The organism is Streptomyces resistomycificus, from assembly GCF_001514265.1.
Taxonomy (GTDB): domain Bacteria; phylum Actinomycetota; class Actinomycetes; order Streptomycetales; family Streptomycetaceae; genus Streptomyces; species Streptomyces resistomycificus.
On sequence record NZ_KQ948992.1, the window covers coordinates 405,352 to 424,678 of the forward strand.

The following is a 19,327-nucleotide window of genomic DNA, read 5'->3' on the forward strand; positions in this document are numbered from 1 at the left end:
TTTCCGTCACGAAGTCCCGAAGTGGGTATCCCCATGTCTGAAACAGCCGTCAAGGCTCCTGGCGTCCCTGATGCCAACCGCTGGAAAGCGCTGACGTTCATCGCGCTCGCCCAGCTGATGGTCGTCCTCGACGCGACCATCGTGAACATCGCCCTGCCGTCCGCCCAGCAGGACCTGGGCATATCCGACGGCAACCGCCAGTGGGTCATCACGGCCTACGCGCTCGCCTTCGGTGGTCTGCTGCTCTTCGGCGGCCGGATCGCCGACCTGTGGGGCCGTAAGCGCACCTTCGTCGCCGGCCTGATCGGCTTCGCCGGCGCCTCCGCGCTCGGTGGCGCGGCCACCAACGAGGCGATGATGCTCGGCGCCCGCGCCCTGCAGGGTGCGTTCGGCGCACTGCTCGCGCCCGCCGCGCTCTCGCTGCTCGCCGTGATGTTCACGGAGCCCAAGGAGCGCGCCAAGGCGTTCGGCATCTACGGCGCGATCGCCGGTGGCGGCGGCGCCGTGGGCTTCATCCTCGGCGGTGTCCTCACCGAGTACCTGGACTGGCGCTGGACGTTCTTCGTGAACATCCCGTTCGCGATCATCGCGGCCGCGGGCGCCTACTACGTCATCCGTGAGCCGGCCGGCGGCCGCAACCGCTCGCCGCTCGACATCCCGGGCGTGGTCCTGTCCATCCTCGGTCTGGTCACGCTCGTCTACGCCTTCACCCGCGCCGAGTCCGACGGCTGGGGCGACTCCGTGACCGTCGGCCTGTTCGTCGCGTCGGCCCTGTTGCTCGCCGCGTTCGTCTTCGTCGAGTCCAAGGTCAAGGCCCCGCTGCTGCCGCTGCGCGTCATCACCGAGCGCAACCGTGGCGGTGTCTACCTCTCCCTCGGTCTCGCGATCATCGCGATGTTCGGCCTGTTCCTCTTCCTGACCTACTACCTGCAGATCGTGAAGGGCTACTCGCCGGTCAAGACCGGTTTCGCCTTCCTGCCGATGATCGGCGGCATGATGGTGGGCTCCACGCAGATCGGCACCCGCCTGATGACCCGGGTACCCCCGCGCCTGCTGATGGCTCCGGGCTTCCTGGTCGCCGCGCTCGGCATGCTGATCCTGACCCGGCTCGAGATCGGCTCCTCCTACGCCAGCACGATCCTGCCGGCGATGGTGCTGCTCGGCCTCGGCATGGGTACGGCGTTCATGCCCGCCATGTCGCTGTCCACGTACGGCGTCGAGCCGCGTGACTCCGGTGTCGCCTCGGCGATGGTCAACACCTCGCAGCAGGTGGGCGGCGCGATCGGTACGGCCCTGCTGAACACGATCGCCGCCTCGGCGACGACCTCGTACATCAAGGACCACATCGGCGGCGCCGGTTCCCAGGCCCAGCAGCAGCTGGTCCAGCTCGAGGGCCAGGTGCACGGCTACACCAACGCGATCTGGTTCGCCGTCGGCATCCTCGTGGTGGCCGCGACCATCGCCGCGACCCTCATCAACACCGGCCGCCCGGACACCTCCGCGGTGACCGGCTCCGGTGAGGGTGCCGAGGACGAGGTGCGGGTGCCGGTGGTCGCTCACTGAGCGGCTGACGGCGGCTGCCCGGCAGTACCCCCCTTCGGGCCACGGTACGTACGGGGAGGGGACGCCCCGTACGTACGCCCCCAGGACCTGCCCTGGTTTCGCTCAGCGGAGCCAGGGCAGGTCCGCACCCGCTTCGTCGGGCTGGAGTCCCTCGGCGACGATCTGCATGATCTCGCCGAGGGACTTCTGCTGTTCCGGGGTGAGCCGGTCGAACAGCGCGGTGCGGACGACCGCGACATGGCCCGGCGCGGACTGCTTCAGCGTCTCCAGGCCCTCGTCGGTCAGCACCGCGAACTGGCCCCGCTTGTCGGAGGGGCAGTCCTCACGCCGTACCCAGCCGTTCTTCTCCAGGCGGGCCACCGCGTGCGAGAGACGGGAGCGGGTGATCTTCGCGTGCATGGCCAGCTCGGTCATGCGCAGCCGCCGCTGCGGGGAGTCGGCGAGCTTGACGAGCAGCCCGTAGTAGATGTGGGGCATGCCGGCGTCGCGCTGGAGCTGGCGGTCCAGGTGGTCTTCGAGGAGTGTGGTGGCGTGCACGTAGGAGCGCCAGACGCGCTGCTCCTCTTCGTTGAGCCAGCGTGGCTCTTCAGTGGATGCCGTGTTCATGTATCCCACTGTACGAGAGCTCTCCTTGAATATTAAACAAATCAGGCGTAGAGTCCTGAAAGTAGAAGCTTCAAAGTTGAAGCAATAGACCCAGGTTCGACGCGACGATCCTCAAGGAGTAGCCGCCATGTCCGCCGCCACGCAGGAGCGCATGCCTGCTCTCTACCTCAGTCACGGTGCCCCGCCCCTCGCGGACGACCCGATCTGGCCCGGCGAGCTCGCCGCGTGGTCCGCCGGGCTGCCCCGCCCCAAGGCGATCCTGATGGTCTCCGCCCACTGGGAGGAGGCCCCGCTCGCCCTCGGCGCCGTCGAGACCGTCCCCCTCGTCTACGACTTCTGGGGCTTCCCGGAGCACTACTACAAGGTGAGGTACGCCGCCCCCGGCGCCCCCAAACTCGCCGAGTCGGTACGCAAGTTGCTGCGCGCGCCCGGTACGCCGGTCCAGGACATCCCGGACCGCGGCCTCGACCACGGGGCGTACGTCCCGCTGGTGGAGATGTTCCCCGAGGCCGACATCCCGGTCCTGCAGATCTCCATGCCGACCCTCGACCCGGTCCGCCTGATGGAGATCGGCCGCAAGCTCGCGCCGCTGCGCGACGAGGGCGTGCTGATCGTCGGCTCCGGCTTCTTCACCCACAACCTGGCGGCCCTGCGGCACACCGGCCCCGGCGTGCCCACCTGGTCGGCCGAGTTCGACGAGTGGGGCCGCCGCGCCCTGGAGAACCGCGACTGGGACGCCCTGCTGGACTTCCTGCGCAAGGCCCCGGCCGGCCGGTACGCCCACCCGCGCACCGAGCACTTCGCCCCGCTGTTCGTGACCATGGGCGCGGCCGACGTGGTCGGCGAGCTGGACGCCCAGAAGTCCGTGATCGACGGGTTCTGGATGGGGCTGGCGAAGCGCTCGATGCAGTTCGGCTGATGGGGAGGGTTCGGCGCCTGGCCACGGCCTACAGGTCCTTCTCGTACCAGGCGACGTCCCAGTAGCGGCCGAACTTGCGGCCCACCTCCCGGTACGTGCCGACGTACCGGAACCCGAAGCGCTCGTGCAGCCGGGTGGACGCCTCGTTGGGCTGCGCTATGCCCGCGTAGGCGCGGTGCACGTCCTCCTCCGCCAGGGCCTCGAACAGGGCCTTGTAGAGCAGCGTGCCGACACCGCGGCGGCCGGCGTCCGGGGCGACGTAGACGGTGACCTCCACGGAGGTCGTGTACGCCGGCTTCGGCCGGAACGCGCTGGATGTGGCGTAGCCGAGGATCCGCTGTGAGGTTCCTGGGGATGCGGTCTCCGTGGCAACCATCAGCCGGTGCGGGCCGTCTTCAGGGTGGGAGAGCAGCCAAGGGCGGCGCTCTTCCGCAGTGAAGGCAGCCGTGTCGAATGTGATGGGCGTCTCACGAACGTAGTGGTTGTAGATGTCGGTGAGGGCTACGAGATCACTGTCGACTCCCGGCCTGACCTGCACCTCTGTACGTTCCGGCGGCATCGGTCCTCCTCGTGTGGCCGCGCAGGATACTGCATGATCAGAAAAATAGCGGGGTCGGTTGGGAATTCTGTCCTGATTCCAGTCGTTGTTTCCATCGGATGCAGGGCACCCGAGGAGAGTGCCCAGCGTCTAAGGACCACCCGCTGACCTCACCATCGCAAGGGAGCACGCATGGCAACCCGTGCCGTCGCCCGTCGTCAGTCCGCCACCGGCCGGACCGACACGGCAAGCAGTGTTCGCACCCATGGCGGCGAGATCGCCGACCGCGACCTGGTCGGCATGTATCTCGACGAGATCGCGCGTACACCGCTGCTCGACGCCGCCAAGGAAGTCGAGCTGTCCCAGATCATCGAGGCCGGAGTCTTCGCCCAGCAGCTTCTCGACGGGTACGAGGAGTCGAAGGCGGACGCCAGCCGTGACGAGCTCGAGGCCCTGGTCGCCGACAGCGAGCGGGCCAAGGATGTCTTCATCCGGTCCAACCTCCGTCTGGTCGTCGCCGTGGCCCGCCGCTACCCCCGTAGCGGTCTCCCGCTCCTCGACCTGATCCAGGAGGGCAACGCCGGCCTGGTGCGCGCTGTCGAGAAGTTCGACTACCGCAAGGGCTTCAAGTTCTCGACGTACGCGACCTGGTGGATCCGGCAGGCGATCACCCGCTCCATCGCGGACCAGTCGCGCACCATCCGGCTGCCCGTCCACCTGGTGGAGGAGCTGGGCCGGATCCGCCGGGTGCAGCGCGAGTTCAACCGCGAGCACGGCCGTGACCCGGAGCCGGCGGAGATCGCCGCCGAGCTCGCCTCCACGCCCGAGCGCGTGACGGACGTGCTGGACTGGGCCCGCGACCCGGTCTCCCTGAACATGTCGGTGGACGACGACGGCGACACCCAGTTCGGCGACCTCCTCGAGGACACCTCCGCGGTGTCCCCGGAGCAGTCCGTGCTGACCCTGCTGCGCAGCGAGGAGCTCGACGACCTGATCGGCCGCCTCGACCAGCGCACCGCCTCCATCATCAAGATGCGGTACGGCATCGAGGACGGCCGGGAGCGCACGCTGACCGAGGTCGGCAAGGAGCACGGCCTGACGCGGGAGCGGATCCGTCAGATCGAAAAGCACGCGCTGCTGGAGCTGAAGAAGCTGGCGAGGGACACCGGGTTCGACGCGGCGGCGTGACGCGCCGTGGCGCTCAAAACCCGTTGCTCCCACGGTCGGCGGTGGTCCTGGCCGTCGGCGGGGCGCGGCGCCGGGAGGCGCGCGACCGCCGGCGGCCGCGTACGCCGGGTGGCGAAAGACCGCGCAAACATGGCGTTGTAACGCCGCTTCAACCGGCGGAGCACCGGGAACAAGACTTCCGGGCCCAGGAGTTCGAGTCGTCGGGCCAGGCTGTCACCGCAAGGTCCACCGAACCTCTGCCCTCAGACCGGCCGCCCCACAGAGCCAAGTCCCGCCGCAATCCCCCCGGCGCCGGGACTCTCCGAGAGCCGGGCTTCGGCGCCCTCCCCCCGGGTGCCGAGGTCCGGCTCGTCTTCTCGCCGGGGCCGAGCACGCTGGATCGGCGGGCCACCCCGTACCTGAACACCGGGGTGGCCCGCCAGATGGCAGATTCTGTCACATGGGCATAGCCTGCCGAACGTGAGCAGCCCCACCCCTCCCTCTCCGACGGCGCGGACCGTCTCCCTCACCGAGCGACGCAAGGCCGCGACCCGGATGGACATCGCCCGCGCGGCTGCCGGGCTCTTCGTCAGAGACGGCCTGCGGGCCACCCGGGCCGAGGACATCGCCCAGGCCGCCGGCATCGCCCCGCGCACCTTCTACCGCTACTTCGCGACCAAGGAGGAGGCCGTCGCCCCGCTCTACGCGGCGGGCGCCCAACTCTGGGCGGAGGCCGTACGGGAGGCTCCCGCCGACCTGTCCGTGGTGCGGGCCCTGGAACACGCGGTCCGCGACACGCTGACGCCGGGCGGCGCGGTGTCGGCGGCGTCCTGGGAGTGGGTGCGTGTCCTGATCCGCCTGGCGGAGACGAGCCCGGGCCTGCGGAAGGTGTGGGCGGAGGTGTGCCAGGCGGGGGAGCGCACGCTGGCGGAGGTGCTGAGGGAACGACGGGGGCTGGTCGCACAGGGTGACGACAACGTTGCCGAGGGTCCCGCCCCGGCTTCCGCCCCTGTTCCCGTCCCCGCCCCCACGCACGCCCCCGCCCCCGCCCCCGACCTGCGCTTCACCGCCGCCGTGGCCAGTGCCGCCGTACGCACGGCGGTCGAGGTGTGGGCCGCGGGAGACGCCCCGGCTTCCGGACCCGACGGTCCGGTGGAGCTGGCGCTGCGTAACCTCGGGGCGCTGGGGGAGTTCCCGTGGGAAGGCGGGCGAGGGCGCCCGAGCTGACACGATCGCCGAATCAGGCACCCGCCGCCCGAGACAACCGGCCACCCAACTCCCTGACGCTGCGCACCAGTTCCTCGGGCTCCTGCACGGTGAAGTCGATCCCGACCATCGCCAGCCGTACGGCCAGCCACTCCACGGCGTCCCCGACCGAACCCCGCAGCCGGCACCGCCCCTCGCCCAGCGGCTCGGGGGTCCCGAGCCAGCTGGGCACTTGGGCCGCGACGACCTCGGCCGGGGCGTCGAAGGTCACCGTGAAGGCGTACGTCTCCTGCCGTCCGTACATCGAGCGCCGCAGGTACTCGGCGGCGTTCCCCGTCGGCAGCTCCCGCGGGGCGAACCGCGCGCCGGTCGCGAAGGGGTCGCTGACCCGGTCGACGCGGAACGTGCGCCAGTCGGCCCGGTCGAGGTCGTAGGCGACGAGGTACCAGCGCCGCCCGGTGGAAACCAGCCGGTACGGCTCGACCTGGCGCCGCGACTCGGTGCCGTCCTTCGCGCGGTAGGCGAACCGCAGCCGCTCCCGCCCGGCCACCGTCGAGGCCATCACGGTCAGCGTCTCGGGCGCGATGCTCGCCCCGTCGCCGCTGGTCAGCGGGGTGGTGGCGGCCTGGAGGGTGGAGACGCGGTGGCGCAGCCGGGACGGCAGCACCTGTTCCAGTTTGGCCAGCGCGCGCACGGACGCCTCGTCCACGCCCTCGACCGCATGCCCGGCGCCGGCCCGCAGGCCGACCGCGATGGCCACCGCCTCCTCGTCGTCGAGGACGAGCGGGGGCATCGCCTTGCCCGCGACGAGCCGGTAGCCGCCGTCGGCGCCCATGGTGGCCTGCACGGGATAGCCGAGCTCCCGCAGCCGGTCGATGTCCCGCCGGACGGTACGGCGGGACACCCCGAGGCGCTCGGAAAGCTCACCGCCGGGCCATTCGCGGGGTGTCTGGAGGAGGGAGAGGAGGGTGAGGAGCCGGGCCGGAGTGTCCGTCGTCATGCATCCGAGGATGCCCCACAAGTAGGACATGATCTGACCTAGTGCGGTCATAGCTTGGCGACATGACCTCCACCGAGCCCACCCTCAGCGCGGCGGGCGACCGGCGCCGCTGGTTCGCCCTCGCCATCGTGATGACCGCGGCCTTCATGGACCTCGTCGACGTCACGATCGTCAACATCGCCATCCCGTCGATCCAGGGAGAGGCCGGCGCCTCCGACAGCCAGATCCAGTGGATAACGGCGGGATACGCGCTCGCCTTCGCCGCCGGCCTGATCACCGGCGGGCGGCTCGGCGACATCCACGGTCGCAAGCGGGTGTTCCTGGTCGGCATCGGCGGCTTCACCCTCGCCTCCGCGCTGTGCGGCTTCGCCGTGAACCCGGAGATGCTGGTCGCCTCCCGGATCCTCCAGGGCGGCATGGCGGCGCTGATGGTGCCGCAGGTTTTGTCGATCGTGCACGCCACCTTCCCGGCGCACGAGCGGGGCAAGGTGTTCGGCCTCTTCGGGGCGATCGTGGGGCTGGGGGCCGTCTCCGGTCCCCTGCTCGGCGCGCTGCTGACCGAGTGGAACCTGTTCGGTCTCGAGTGGCGGCCCATCTTCCTGATCAACCTGCCGGTCGGCATCGCGGGCCTGATCCTCGGCCGCCGTTTCATCACCGAGTCCAAGGCGCCGAAGGCGCTGAAGCTGGACCTCGTCGGTGTCGCCCTCGTCACCCTCGGCATGCTGATGCTCGTCTACCCGCTCACCCGCGGGCGTGAGCTGGACTGGCCGCTGTGGGGGCACCTCTCGATGGCCGGCTCGCTCGTCGTGTTCGGCGCGCTGGTGGCGTACGAGAGGCGCAAGACGGCGCGTGACGGCTCCCCGCTGATCGAGCTGTCCCTGTTCAAGGTGAAGAGCTTCGCCGCCGGCATCGCGGTGCAGACCGTCTTCGGGATCGGACTCGGCGTCTTCTTCCTGGTGTGGACGCTCTACATGCAGATCGGCCTGGGCTGGAGCCCTCTGCGGGCCGGGCTGACCGGCGTGCCGTTCTCGATCGCCGTGTCCACGGCGGCCGGGCTGTCGGTGCAGAAGCTGGTCCCGCGCTTCGGCCGCAAGGTGCTCCAGGCGGGCGCGCTGGCGATGGCGGCGGGCGTCGCGCTCTACATCTGGGAGTCCGAGCGCTACGGCCTGGGCATCGCCTCCTGGCAGATGGCACTCCCGCTGGTCGTGATGGGCGTGGGGATGGGCCTGATCGTCGCCCCGCTGACGGACGCGATCCTGTCGGAGGTCCCGCGCGAGCACTCGGGTTCCGCGTCGGGACTCCTCAACACCGTGCAGCAGATGGGGTACGCGCTGGGGCTCGGCCTGGTGTCGGTGGTCTTCTACGGCGAGATCGGCGACGGTCTGCTGCCGCCCCGGCTGGGTCCGGCCTTCGTGGACGCCTTCCAGAACGCCCTGGGGTGGGTGGCCGCGGTGATGGGCGCGATCTTCCTGCTGATGTTCGCGCTGCCGCGGCGGCCGGCGCAGCACGCGGAGGGGGTCGACTCGGAGGAACTGCGGGTGGAGGACCGCAAGGAGCCCGCACTCGTGTCCTGAACCCTCGTGTCCTTGAACCCTCGGGTTCAGAACCGCGTCCGGAACACCGCGTCCGGAACACCGCGTCCGGAACTCCGTGTCCGGAACGCCGCGTCCGGAACTCCGTGTCCGGAACGCCGCGTCCGGAACTCCGTGTCCGGAACGCCGCGTCCGGAACTCCGTGTCCCGAGTCTCGGCTCTGTAGCACGGGAAGGGCCCGGCACCTGACCAGGTGCCGGGCCCCTTTCTGTGTGGGGGACCCGACCAGGCCCCGAGCCGGAGGTGCCCCTGACCTGGTCCTGAGGTGCCCCTGCCCCGGTCCTGAGGTGGCCCTCACCCGATCCCGGATGACGACCCGGCGGACCCGATCCGGGCATGAACGGAAATCCGTTCATGCCCGGATCGGGTCCGAACCTGTTTACTTTCCGGACATCCGGGCGTACCCTCCCAGCGAAACCACAAGCTCGGGCACAGGTCGGAGGCGAACGGGCATGTACGCACCGGAGCGGCAGCAGGAGATTCTCCGGCTCGCCCGTGACGGCGGCCGCGTGGACGTCGTGTCGTTGGCCGAGGAGTTCCAGGTCACGGCGGAGACCATCCGCCGGGACCTGAAGGCCCTCGACCGCGCCGGTCTCCTCCGCCGTGTGCACGGCGGTGCCATCCCGGCCGGGCGCCTCGACTTCGAGCCGGACCTCGCCGAGCGCGAGACGACCGCGGCCGACGAGAAGGACCACATCGCCAAGGCGGCCCTCGCGGAACTGCCGACCGAGGGCACGATGATCCTCGACGCCGGCACGACGGTGGCGCGGCTGGCCGGCGCGATCCCCCTGGAGGCGGAGCTCACCGTCGTCACGCACTCCCTGCCGATCGCCGCCCGCCTCGCGGACCACCCGGGCATGCAGCTCCACCTCGTCGGAGGGCGGGTACGGCACCGTACCCGCGCCGCCGTGGACGCCTGGGCGCTGCGGGCGTACGGCGAGATCCGGGCCGACGTCCTCTTCGTCGCCGCCAACGGCTTCTCGACCGGTCACGGTCTGACCACCCCCGACCTCGCCGAGGCCGCGGTGAAGCGCGCGGCGATGGCCGCGGCCCGCCGGGTGGTGCTGCTCGCCGACTCCTCCAAGCACGGCCAGGAGCACTTCGCCCGCTTCGGCGACCTGAGCGACGTGGACCTGCTGATCACCGACAGCGGGCTGAGCCCCGAAGACACCGCCGCCATCGAGCGCGGCGGCACGGAAGTAGTGCGCGCATGATCCTCACCGTCACCCCCAACCCGTCCCTGGACCGCACCTACGAGGTCCCCTTGCTGGAGCGCGGCGAGGTCATCCGCGCCACCGGCGAACGCATGGACCCCGGTGGCAAGGGCGTGAACGTCTCGCGGGCCGTCTCGGCCGCCGGACAGCGCACGGTCGCGGTGCTGCCGCTGGGCGGGGCGCCGGGCGCGCTCGTCGCCGACCTGCTCGACGCGCAGGGCATCGAGGTCGCACCGGTCCCGGTGGCCGGGGCCACCCGGTCGAACATCGCGCTCGCGGAGTCGGACGGCGTCCTCACGAAGATCAACGCGCCGGGCCCCGAGCTGTCGGTGGCGGAACAGGAACTGCTCCTGGAGACGGTGCGCAAGCAGTCGCGCGACGCGTCCTGGATCGCCTGCTGCGGAAGCCTGCCCCGCGGGCTCGCCCCGTCCTGGTACGCGGAGCTCGTCGCCCGGGCGCACGCCGCCGGCACGCGCATCGCGCTGGACACCTCCGGGCCCGCGCTCCTGGAGGCACTGCGCGAGCGGCCCGACGTGGTGAAGCCGAACGCCGAGGAACTCGCGGAAGCCGTCGGGCGGCCCCTGGCCACGGTGGGCGACGCGGTGAAGGCCGCCGAGGAACTGCGTGAGCGGGGCGCGCGAGCCGTCCTCGCGAGCCTGGGCGCCGACGGACAGCTGCTCGTCGACGACGCCGGCGCCTGGTTCGGCAGCGCGCACGTGGCCGCCGTACGCAGCAACGTGGGCGCGGGCGACTCCTCCCTCGCCGGCTTCCTCATCGCCGGCGGCAGCGGCCCCGAGGCCCTCGCCTCCGCGGTCGCCCACGGCGCGGCCGCCGTCCAGCTGCCCGGCAGCGTGATGCCGACACCGGGTGACCTGGACCCGGCCGCGGTGACGGTCACGTCGGACGTGCCGGTGGACCGCGTGCTGAAGGAGCCGGTGTCATGAACGACCTGAGGTCCTCCACGACGGTGGCGGCACCGGCTACACCCGATGGACCGGCCGCGCGCGGACCCGCCGCCGGCGGACCGGCCCCGGGGCGGCGAGACTCCCCGTTACTCGCCGCCGCCGGCCGACCCGCCGCCCGGAGGAGGCGGGCACTCCCCGGCCCGGCCTCCTCCACCAGCCCCACAGCCCCCCACTGCACCCCCGTCCCCCGTTGCGCCCACCACACCCCCCGGGCGATACGCGTGCGAAGGAGCCCGCGATGAGCGACATGATCACCGCGGACCTGGTCGATCTCGACCTGTCCGCCGACACCAAGGAAGCGGCGGCACGTGCCCTCGCCGAGCGCATGGTCGCCCTGGGCCGGGTGACCGACCTGGAGGGCTTCCTCGCCGACGTCGCCGCCCGCGAGGCCCAGATGCCGACCGGCCTCGACGGCGGCATCGGCATCCCGCACTGCCGCAGCGAGCACGTGACCGAGCCGACGCTCGCCTTCGGACGCAGCTCCGCCGGCATCGACTTCGGCGCGGCCGACGGCCCGGCCGACCTGATCTTCCTGATCGCCGCACCGGCGGGCGCCGACGACGCCCACCTGACGATCCTGTCGTCGCTGGCCCGGCAGCTGATGAACGCCGAGTTCACCGACGCGCTGCGGTCGGTCGGCGACGCGGCGGCCGCGGCCGCGCTGATCCGCGGGGAAGAGCCCGCGGCCGCCGGTTCCGAAGAGCCCGCGGCCGCCGGTTTCGAAGACTCCGCTGTGGCGTCGGCGGCGGCCTCCGCCGACGCCACAGCGGGCAGCGAGGCGGAGCCTGACGCGGAGCGCCCGTTCCGCATCGTCGCCGTCACCTCCTGCCCCACCGGCATCGCCCACACCTACATGGCGGCCGAGTCGCTGGAGAACGCGGGCCGTGAGGCGGGCGTCGAGCTCGTCGTCGAGACCCAGGGCTCGGCCGGTTTCACCCGGCTCGACCCGGCGGTGATCGCGGCGGCGGACGGCGTGATCTTCGCCCACGACGTGCCCGTACGGGAGAAGGACCGCTTCGCCGGGAAGCCCACGGTCGACGTCGGCGTGAAGGCCGGCATCAACAAGCCCGCCGCACTGATCGCCGACGTGCGCGGCAAGGCCGAGCGCGGTGAGGTCACCGCGGGCGCCCAGGGCGGTACGCCGGTCGAGCGGGCCGGCGAGTCCGGCGACAGCTACGGCACCAAGCTCCGCAAGTGGCTGATGACCGGCGTCAGTTACATGGTCCCGTTCGTCGCCGCGGGCGGTCTGCTGATCGCGCTCGGCTTCGCGATCGGCGGCTGGGAGATCAACAAGGCGCCCTCGGTCATGGAGCACTTCTCCTGGACCCAGATCGACAGCTGGGCGGCCCTGCTGTTCCAGATCGGCGGAGTCGCCTTCGGGTTCCTCATCCCGGTCCTGGCCGGCTACATCGCGTACGGCATGGCGGACCGCCCCGGTCTCGTCCCCGGCTTCGTCGGCGGCATGATCGCCTCCAACATCGCCGCCGGCTTCCTCGGCGGTCTGGTCGCCGGTCTGCTGGCGGGCGGCGTCGTCCTCGCGATCCAGCGGATCAGGATCCCGCCGGTGCTGCGCGGCATCATGCCGGTGGTGGTGATCCCGCTGATCTCCTCCATCGTCGTCGGCTTCCTGATGTTCGTCGTGGTCGGCAAGCCCATCGCCGAGGCCCAGAAGGGCATGACGGACTGGCTCTCCGGCCTCTCCGGCACCAACGCCGTCCTGCTCGGCGTCCTGCTCGGCCTGATGATGTGCTTCGACCTCGGCGGACCGGTCAACAAGGTCGCCTACGCCTTCGCCACGGCCGGCATCGCCGCCCAGAACCCCAGCGACTCCGCGATGAAGGTAATGGCCGCCGTGATGGCCGCGGGCATGGTCCCGCCGCTGGCCATGGCGCTGGCGACCACGGTGCGCAAGAAGCTCTTCACGCCGACCGAGCGTGAGAACGGCAAGGCCGCCTGGGTCCTGGGAGCCTCCTTCATCTCCGAGGGCGCGATCCCGTTCGCCGCGGCCGACCCGCTGCGTGTCATCCCGGCCTCCATGGCGGGCGGCGCGGTCACCGGCGCCCTGTCGATGTCGTTCGGCGCCACCCTGCGCGCCCCGCACGGCGGCATCTTCGTGGTCCCGCTGATCGGCAGCCCCTTCCTCTACCTGCTCGCCATCGCGGCGGGTGTGTGCGTCACCACGGCGCTGGTCGTCGTACTGAAGAGCATGCGCAAGCCGGCCCTCGGGGCCGCGACCGCGGAGGCGGCCGAGGGCCCGTCGCCGGCGGCGGAGAAGAAGCAGCCGGTGGCCGCCTAGCCCTTTGGGCAGCCGTGAGTTGTTCACGGCACATGCGAGATACGTCACGGTCCGGGGCTTCGGTCCCGGACCGTGGTGTCTACTGGAACGCATGCCTGAGCACGTCTCGGTCTACCAGTGGCTTGGTATGACCTTCCTCGTCCTGGTGGCCGTCGCATGGACCGTCGGCCTGGTCTTCATGCTGCGCCGCGGCCGTGGCGAGGCCGCCCTGTGGCGCGCACACACCCTGTCCGCGCTGCCGCACCAGCGGGTCGGCCCGCAGCGGGAGTCCGTCGAGCTGACCCCGGCGGAAGCGGACGCCTTCGCCGGCCTGGTACGGCGGCTCGGCCGCTGACCCGCCGAGGCGAGCACCCGTCCGTTCAGGACACCTGCGCGGCCCGCCGCTCCATCGCGTCCCTGGCCGCGTCCTCGCTCGCGTACACCTCGCACATGTGCCGTCCGTCCGGCGTCGCGGTGTGCTCGACCTCCCAGAGGGAGACCTCCGCGCCGTCCCGCAGCAGGAAAGCGTGCTCGTAGAGCGAGAAGCACAGCCGGGCGCGGCCCGCTCGGCCCGGGCGCCCGAAGGCCTGGGTGATCTGGTGCGCGAACGCCTCGGTCAGCAGCGCGGCCGTCTCCGCGTCCGGCCGGTCCGCGTTCTCCGCCCGGCGCAGCAGCCGACGCGCGTGATCCGCTGAGTCGTCGGGCACATACGCGTGCCGCGGCCCGGGGACCGGCGAGAGCTGGACCGTCACCGGCAGCTCGAAGTCCGGCGCTTCCGCAGGCAGCGGCAGCCGCGCGGTGGCGGCCCGCAGCTCCTCCTCGTCGACATACACCTCGTGCTGCGGGGCGCTGCCCGGCGCGGTGTTGTGGACGAGCTCCCACAGCGTGATCGCCGAGCCGTCGACGAGCAGCCAGGAGTGCCGGTACGTCTCCCGGTGCAGGCCCGCGCTGTGGTGCGCGGAGTGCAGCGAGCCGTCGTGCGCCAGCGCGCAGTCCAGACGCCCTATCGTCTCGTCGGGCAGTTCGAAGGAGTTCAGGGCACGGCCGAGGAGCCGCGCGAGATGCTCCTCCGGAGACTCGGGCGACTCGGGTGGTTCGTACGCTGCCGTCTCGTACGGAACGCTCAAGGTTTCTCCCGGCGTTGCTGCATGTCACCTTGTGGGTGCATACCGTAGCCCCTCGGTCGGACATCATGTCCGGGAACCGAGAAAACGTACGCCCGGAAAACGGCCGGGCCGCGGGGAAAGTTCCCACGCGGCCCGAGCATGCGTCAAAAAGCGCCGGTCAGACGGCACTTGAGCACCGTCCGGCGATCACGTCGCGCTGCCCGCGGTCCACTGACTCCACGCCATGTTCCAGCCGTTCAACCCGTTGTCGGGCGACACCGTCTTGTCGGGGGAGTTCCTGACGACCACGACGTCGCCCGGGATCGAGTTGTCGTAGAACCACTTGGCCGGCGTGGCCCCCTGCGCGCCCCGCACGTCCTGGAGCCCGACGCAGCCGTGGCTGGTGCCCTCCCGGCCGAAGGGCGGGTTGCCCTTGTTGTACCAGTAGTTGCCGTGGAGGAACGTGCCCGACGTGGTCAGCCGCATCGCGTGCGGGACGTCCGGGATGTCGTACGCGTTGTCCAGGCCGACCGTCCTGCTGTCCATCCGCAGCTTCGTGAACTTCTCGGAGATCACCATCTGCCCGTTGTACGTCGTGAACTCGGCGCTGCCCGCCGAGATCGGGATCGACCTGAGCGTCCGGCCGTCCCGTACGACGGTCATGGTCTGCGTGTTCACGTCGACCGTGGAGACCTGCGAGCGCCCGACCGTGAAGCTGACCGTCTTCTGCTGCACGCCGTAGACGCCCTTCGCGCCCTCGACGCCGTCCAGGTCGATCCGCAGCGTGACCTTGGAACCGGTCTTCCAGTACTCCTCGGGCCTGAAGTCGAGCCGCTGCGCCCCGAACCAGTGGCCGACCACCTTCTGCCCGCTGCTCGACGACACCGTGATGTGCGACTGCACGGCCTTCTTGTCGTCGATCGCCTTGTCGAAGTTGAACGACACCGGCATCCCGGCGCCGACCGTGGCCCCGCCGTCCGGCGTGTACGTCCCGATGAAGCTGTTCGCCTTGCTCACCGTGGTGAAGGCCGAGTCGGCGGCCGCGGTACGCCCGTTCGCGTCCTTCGCCCTCGCCGTTATCTCGTACTTCGTCCCGCGCTCCAGCTGCTCCCTCGGCTTCCAGCTGCCACCGTCGGCGGACATCGCCCCCGGTACGGCGGTCCCCGCGCCCACCACCGTCATCTTCACGTCCGTCAGCTTCCCGTCGCTGACCTTCACGCCGGTGGTGTTGATCGACGCACCGGTCGAGCCGTCCTCGGCCGAGATGGCGATCTTCGCCGCCGAGTTGTCGGTGGAGTCGCCGCCGCTCTCGTCCCCGTTCTTGGTGTCGGCGCCACTTCCGCAGGCGCCGAGGGTGAGGGCGCCGACCATCAGGGCGGCACAGGCCCCGATTACGCGCCGCGCTGCTTTGTCCGGCGTTGTCACGAGCTGCTCCAGGTTCAGGGGTCGTTGTGCGGTCCGCTCCGGTGCGTGGAGAAAGAGGGGACCGGCCGAGGGCCGGGTTCCCAACGAACGCCGTGAACGCCATCACGTGACAGAAACGGCACATTTTCGCGTCAGTGTTCCCCGTACAGCTCCTCGTAGGACGGCCACGCTCCGCCCGGCCCCTCCACCGGCTCGGCGGCCCGCACGGCGCGCACGATCGCGCGGGTCACGACGTCCGCGCTCGCCGCGAGGATCTCGTTCAGGGCCAGGGGGCTCCCGGCGTCGAGCGGGCGGGCCCCGGTCGCCAGCGCGAACACCGTGTCCCCGTCGTGGAGCAGGTGCACCGGCCGTACGGCGCGCGCGATGCCGTCGTGCGCGGTGCCGGCCACCTTCTGCGCCTGCGCCTTCGACAGGTCCGCGTCGGTGGCGACCACCGCGAGCGTGGTGTTGAGCGGTGGCGGCGCGTTCCTCGCCGCGACCTCCGCGAGGCGCCGCCGCGCCGCGTCGTGGACCGGCGGCTCCGGGTAAGCCACCCGCCCCTGGAACAACTCCCCGTACAGCACCCCCGTCTCCGGATCCGTCACCGATCCCGCCGCGTTGGCCACCACCAGCGCGGCCACCGTGATCCCCGAGCCGAGGACGACGCTCGCGGTGCCCACGCCGCCCTTCATCAGCCCCACCGCGGCGCCGGTGCCCGCGCCCACGCATCCCTCCCGCACCCGAACGCCAGGTTGGCTCGAAGCCGCCGCCTCGACCGCGGCCCGGCCGGTCGCCGCGTCCGGCCTGGCCCGGAAGTCACCGCCCCGCCCCAGGTCGAAGACACAGGCCGCGGGCACCACCGGCACCACGTGGGAGGGGTCCGCCCCCACCCGCACCCCGCGCCCCTGGTCCTCCAGCCAGGCCATCACCCCCGTCGCCGCGTCGAGCCCGTACGCACTGCCACCGGTCAGCACGACGGCGTCGACCTTCTGCACCACGTTGCGCGGATCGAGGGCGTCGGTCTCCTTGGTGCCGGGGCCGCCACCCCGCACGTCCACGGCGGCCACCGCGCCGCCCTCGGGAGCGAGCACGACCGTGGTTCCGGTGAGCCACCCGTCACCGGTGCGTGTGGCATGCCCCACCCGCACCCCGGCCACGTCCGTCAAAGCGTCGACTGTCATGGGGCAAGTGTCGTCCAGGAGCCGGCTCCGTCCCGGTACGCCGGGCGGTCGGGGCCCTTGAGCACCACGGCGGGGGTGTCACGCACCAGGGCCGTACCCTGGACGCATGACCACCGCCCCCGAGCCCGAGCCGCGCGAGCCGAAGCCCGCGTTGGTCTTCGACGATCCGCTGGACCAGCAGTCCTCGGACGACACGGACCGAGGGTGGGGCGAGCGCTCCGGCACCGACAGCGCAGCCGACCTCAAGCGCTTCCTCGACGAGAAGCCGCCCCACCACCTGTGAGCCGGGCGGGCCGCCGCCCGGCCCGTCGACCACCGCTACGGCTCGTCGTGGCCCGACCCGCGCTGCCGCTGCTGCGCGACCAGCGTGTCTCGGATCTCCTTGAGCACCTCCAGCTCGGTCACCTCCATCACCTCTTGCGCGCCCTCCTTCGCCTTCCTGCGGGCCTCCATCCGGGCCAGGTACTTCGCCATGGGCAGGACCATCAGGAAGTAGACGACGGCCGCGGTGATCACGAAGGTCAGCGTGGCGCCGAGGACCGAGCCCCACAGGATCCGGATGCCCTCCTCGCCCTGGCAGTTGTCGCTCAGGCAGGAGTCGTAGGTGTCCAGGTTCTTGGTGCCGATCGCTCCGACCAGCGGGTTGATGAGCCCCTTCACCACCGAGTTGACGATGTTGGTGAAGGCGGCGCCGATGACTACCGCCACTGCCAGATCGACAACGTTCCCGCGCATCAGGAAGGCCTTGAAGCCCTCCCAGACACTCGGCTGCTTCTCGCTCACTTGGGGGACTCTCCTCGCATGCACAGTTTGTGGAACGAACAGCTCCGCAACCTACGTCAGGGCGAGGCGACCCTGTCCAATGGGGGCGCTCCAACGAGGGACTTGACGGGGATGCGCGCGCCGCCGCAACCGCGTGGCTCAACACAGCGTCACCGCCAGCCGGGCCGTGGCGCTCGCACCGGCCAAATTCGCCGCGGTGGCACGCGGCACCGACAGCACGACCAGCGCCCCGGCCTCGGTCGCGTCGGCCGCCGGCTCCGGCACCTTCGTCACCCGCGCCCCACGCGCGACGACACGAGCTTCGCCGCCCGACGCCGTCTCCTCGGCGGCGATGACGTCCACCCGGTCACCGGGCCGCAGCAGCCGGACGGTGGCCCCGTCGGCGATCCGCACCGGTGCGGTCACGGTCCGGACGGCTCGGTGCTCCCCGGCGGGATCCGCCGCCGGATGTCCGCGGGGGCGCTCCGCGTCACCGGGGCCCGCCGCCACGAGCGCGGCCGCGGTGACGGCGAGACCGACCGCCACGGCTCGCCTCCGGTGCCGTACGAGCCGTTGCAGCCGACCGCGACCGCCGCGGACCCGAACGGGGGCGAAGTGCGGCACCTCGCACGTCGGAGGGGCGTCCGTGCCGAGCGGGCGCGGAGGCCGGAGAGAAGCGGAGAGGGTGGGGGAGGGGGAGAGCGACGGGAAAGGAGAGGGTGACGGGGAAGGGGCGAGGGGCATGGGCACGGGACCACCACCTGGGACGAGGAATCGGCTTGCGATGCCACGATGAGGCTTCGCGCCGATCTCCGCAGAGGCTGGTGGACTACTGCCGGGTTGTGGACAACCCCCTCACCCGAACGGAAAGCTCCGAACGGAAAGCTCCGAACCGATGCGGCCGAACCGATGCGGCCGAACCGTCGCGGCCGAACCGACGCGGCAGGGGCCCCGCCCCGCTAGGGCAGCACGATCCCCGGATCCATCCCGCCCAACGCGTTCGTGCACAGGCAGTCCCGCTCCTCGCCCGACGGCAGCGCGGCCACCGCGTCGAACAGCACGCCCCGCAGGCGGCCCACGTTGGCGGCGAACACCCGCAGTACCTCGTCGTGCGAGACGCCCTCACCGGTCTCGGCGCCGGCGTCGAGGTCCGTGACCAGGGTCAACGACGTGTAGCAGAGCTCGAGTTCACGGGCGAGAGCTGCTTCCGGGTGGCCGGTCATGCCCACCACCGACCAGCCCTGCGCCTGGTGCCACAACGATTCGGCACGGGTCGAGAAGCGCGGCCCCTCGATCACCACCAGCGTGCCGCCGTCCACCGGCTCCCAGTCCTGTCCACGGGCCGCCTTGAGCGCGGCCGCCCGCCCGGCCGGGCAGTAGGGGTCGGCCAGCGACACGTGTACCACGTTCGGCACCGTGCCGTCCGGCAGCGGCAGCCCGTCGAAGTACGTGCCCGCCCGGGTCTTCGTACGGTCGACCAGCTGGTCCGGCACCAGCAGCGTGCCCGGTCCGTGCTCGGGCCGCAGTCCGCCCACCGCGCACGGGCCGAGGACCTGGCGCACGCCGACCGACCTGAGCGCCCACAGGTTGGCGCGGTAGTTGATGCGGTGCGGCGGCAGATGGTGGCCGCGCCCGTGCCGGGGCAGGAAGGCGACCCGTCGGCCGGCGATCTCGCCGAGGAAGAGGGAGTCGCTGGGCGGCCCGTAGGGCGTGTCCACCTGGATCTCGGTCACGTCGTCCAGGAACGAGTAGAAGCCCGATCCACCGATTACGCCGATCTCTGCGTTCGCCATGACCAGCACACTAACCGGCGCCGTCCGGGCCCGGGG

General features: G+C 71.4%; 19 protein-coding genes. 10 read left to right on the plus strand and 9 right to left on the minus strand.

The features are described 5' to 3' along the window. Window positions 1-33 precede the first annotated feature (33 nt). Window positions 34-1,563 (plus strand): MFS transporter, encoded by a 1,530-nt coding sequence (locus AQJ84_RS20090; RefSeq protein ID WP_030039057.1) that lies wholly within the window; start codon window positions 34-36, stop codon window positions 1,561-1,563. 102 nt (window positions 1,564-1,665) lie between these two features. Here AQJ84_RS20090 and AQJ84_RS20095 read toward each other — a convergent pair whose 3' ends face one another. After that, on the minus strand, window positions 1,666-2,169 hold the full coding sequence (locus AQJ84_RS20095; protein ID WP_030039058.1) for a MarR family winged helix-turn-helix transcriptional regulator: 504 nt from the start codon (window positions 2,167-2,169) through the stop codon (window positions 1,666-1,668). Between the two features lie 127 nt (window positions 2,170-2,296). On the opposite strand from AQJ84_RS20095, the gene AQJ84_RS20100 reads away from it, so the two are divergent. Next, the gene (locus AQJ84_RS20100) at window positions 2,297-3,088 is read left to right on the plus strand and encodes a dioxygenase family protein (RefSeq protein WP_030039059.1); all 792 of its coding nucleotides are present in this window, start codon (window positions 2,297-2,299) and stop codon (window positions 3,086-3,088) included. A gap of 28 nt (window positions 3,089-3,116) precedes the next feature. On the opposite strand, the gene AQJ84_RS20105 is transcribed toward AQJ84_RS20100, so the two are convergent. Next, complete coding sequence (locus tag AQJ84_RS20105; RefSeq protein ID WP_030039061.1) at window positions 3,117-3,647, minus strand: GNAT family N-acetyltransferase; 531 nt, start codon at window positions 3,645-3,647, stop codon at window positions 3,117-3,119. A 171-nt stretch (window positions 3,648-3,818) separates the two neighbouring features. Here AQJ84_RS20105 and AQJ84_RS20110 point away from each other — a divergent pair, with 171 nt between their 5' ends. Continuing rightward, window positions 3,819-4,814 (plus strand): sigma-70 family RNA polymerase sigma factor, encoded by a 996-nt coding sequence (locus tag AQJ84_RS20110; RefSeq protein WP_030039062.1) that lies wholly within the window; start codon window positions 3,819-3,821, stop codon window positions 4,812-4,814. A 534-nt stretch (window positions 4,815-5,348) separates the two neighbouring features. Further along, window positions 5,349-6,020 carry a TetR/AcrR family transcriptional regulator gene (locus tag AQJ84_RS20115; protein ID WP_053191971.1) on the plus strand — a complete coding sequence of 224 codons (672 nt, stop codon included), beginning with the start codon at window positions 5,349-5,351 and terminating at the stop codon, window positions 6,018-6,020. 13 nt (window positions 6,021-6,033) lie between these two features. On the opposite strand, the gene AQJ84_RS20120 is transcribed toward AQJ84_RS20115, so the two are convergent. Continuing rightward, window positions 6,034-6,999 carry a helix-turn-helix transcriptional regulator gene (locus AQJ84_RS20120; protein ID WP_053191975.1) on the minus strand — a complete coding sequence of 322 codons (966 nt, stop codon included), beginning with the start codon at window positions 6,997-6,999 and terminating at the stop codon, window positions 6,034-6,036. A 62-nt stretch (window positions 7,000-7,061) separates the two neighbouring features. On the opposite strand from AQJ84_RS20120, the gene AQJ84_RS20125 reads away from it, so the two are divergent. The 5 genes from AQJ84_RS20125 to AQJ84_RS20145 all read left to right on the plus strand — a co-directional run bounded on the left by AQJ84_RS20125 (window position 7,062) and on the right by AQJ84_RS20145 (window position 13,400). Beyond that, on the plus strand, window positions 7,062-8,573 hold the full coding sequence (locus AQJ84_RS20125) for an MFS transporter (RefSeq protein ID WP_030039066.1): 1,512 nt from the start codon (window positions 7,062-7,064) through the stop codon (window positions 8,571-8,573). A gap of 470 nt (window positions 8,574-9,043) precedes the next feature. Continuing rightward, window positions 9,044-9,805, plus strand: a complete 762-nt coding sequence (locus tag AQJ84_RS20130) for a DeoR/GlpR family DNA-binding transcription regulator (RefSeq protein ID WP_030039067.1) — start codon at window positions 9,044-9,046, stop codon at window positions 9,803-9,805. Continuing rightward, complete coding sequence (pfkB, locus tag AQJ84_RS20135) at window positions 9,802-10,749, plus strand: 1-phosphofructokinase (RefSeq protein ID WP_030039068.1); 948 nt, start codon at window positions 9,802-9,804, stop codon at window positions 10,747-10,749. Before AQJ84_RS20130 ends, pfkB begins: the two co-directional genes overlap by 4 nt. 259 nt (window positions 10,750-11,008) lie before the next feature. Further along, a complete protein-coding gene (locus AQJ84_RS20140; protein WP_030039069.1) occupies window positions 11,009-13,066 on the plus strand; it encodes a PTS fructose transporter subunit IIABC in 2,058 nt (685 codons plus the stop codon). A 91-nt stretch (window positions 13,067-13,157) separates the two neighbouring features. Then, window positions 13,158-13,400, plus strand: coding sequence for a hypothetical protein (locus AQJ84_RS20145; protein WP_030039070.1), 243 nt, complete (start codon window positions 13,158-13,160; stop codon window positions 13,398-13,400). 25 nt (window positions 13,401-13,425) lie between these two features. On the opposite strand, the gene AQJ84_RS20150 is transcribed toward AQJ84_RS20145, so the two are convergent. The 3 genes from AQJ84_RS20150 to AQJ84_RS20160 all read right to left on the minus strand — a co-directional run bounded on the left by AQJ84_RS20150 (window position 13,426) and on the right by AQJ84_RS20160 (window position 16,736). Beyond that, entirely contained in the window at window positions 13,426-14,172 is a 747-nt protein-coding gene (locus AQJ84_RS20150) for a DUF6227 family protein (RefSeq protein WP_030039071.1), read from the minus strand. A 186-nt stretch (window positions 14,173-14,358) separates the two neighbouring features. Next, window positions 14,359-15,576, minus strand: coding sequence for a L,D-transpeptidase (locus tag AQJ84_RS20155; protein ID WP_030039072.1), 1,218 nt, complete (start codon window positions 15,574-15,576; stop codon window positions 14,359-14,361). Window positions 15,577-15,707: 131 nt separating this feature from the next. Continuing rightward, window positions 15,708-16,736 (minus strand): P1 family peptidase, encoded by a 1,029-nt coding sequence (locus tag AQJ84_RS20160; RefSeq protein ID WP_030039073.1) that lies wholly within the window; start codon window positions 16,734-16,736, stop codon window positions 15,708-15,710. A 106-nt stretch (window positions 16,737-16,842) separates the two neighbouring features. Here AQJ84_RS20160 and AQJ84_RS42350 point away from each other — a divergent pair, with 106 nt between their 5' ends. Beyond that, complete coding sequence (locus tag AQJ84_RS42350) at window positions 16,843-17,019, plus strand: hypothetical protein (RefSeq protein WP_107082748.1); 177 nt, start codon at window positions 16,843-16,845, stop codon at window positions 17,017-17,019. Window positions 17,020-17,054: 35 nt separating this feature from the next. Here the strand turns inward: AQJ84_RS42350 and mscL are convergent, their stop codons facing one another. The 3 genes from mscL to AQJ84_RS20175 form a co-directional block, all read right to left on the minus strand. After that, window positions 17,055-17,519: a large conductance mechanosensitive channel protein MscL gene (gene mscL, locus AQJ84_RS20165; protein WP_053191969.1), complete on the minus strand. Its 465-nt coding sequence runs from the start codon at window positions 17,517-17,519 to the stop codon at window positions 17,055-17,057. A gap of 138 nt (window positions 17,520-17,657) precedes the next feature. Beyond that, the gene (locus tag AQJ84_RS20170; protein ID WP_053191967.1) at window positions 17,658-18,242 is read right to left on the minus strand and encodes a hypothetical protein; all 585 of its coding nucleotides are present in this window, start codon (window positions 18,240-18,242) and stop codon (window positions 17,658-17,660) included. A gap of 215 nt (window positions 18,243-18,457) precedes the next feature. Beyond that, on the minus strand, window positions 18,458-19,291 hold the full coding sequence (locus tag AQJ84_RS20175; RefSeq protein WP_030039075.1) for an S-methyl-5'-thioadenosine phosphorylase: 834 nt from the start codon (window positions 19,289-19,291) through the stop codon (window positions 18,458-18,460). Window positions 19,292-19,327: the final 36 nt, after the last annotated feature.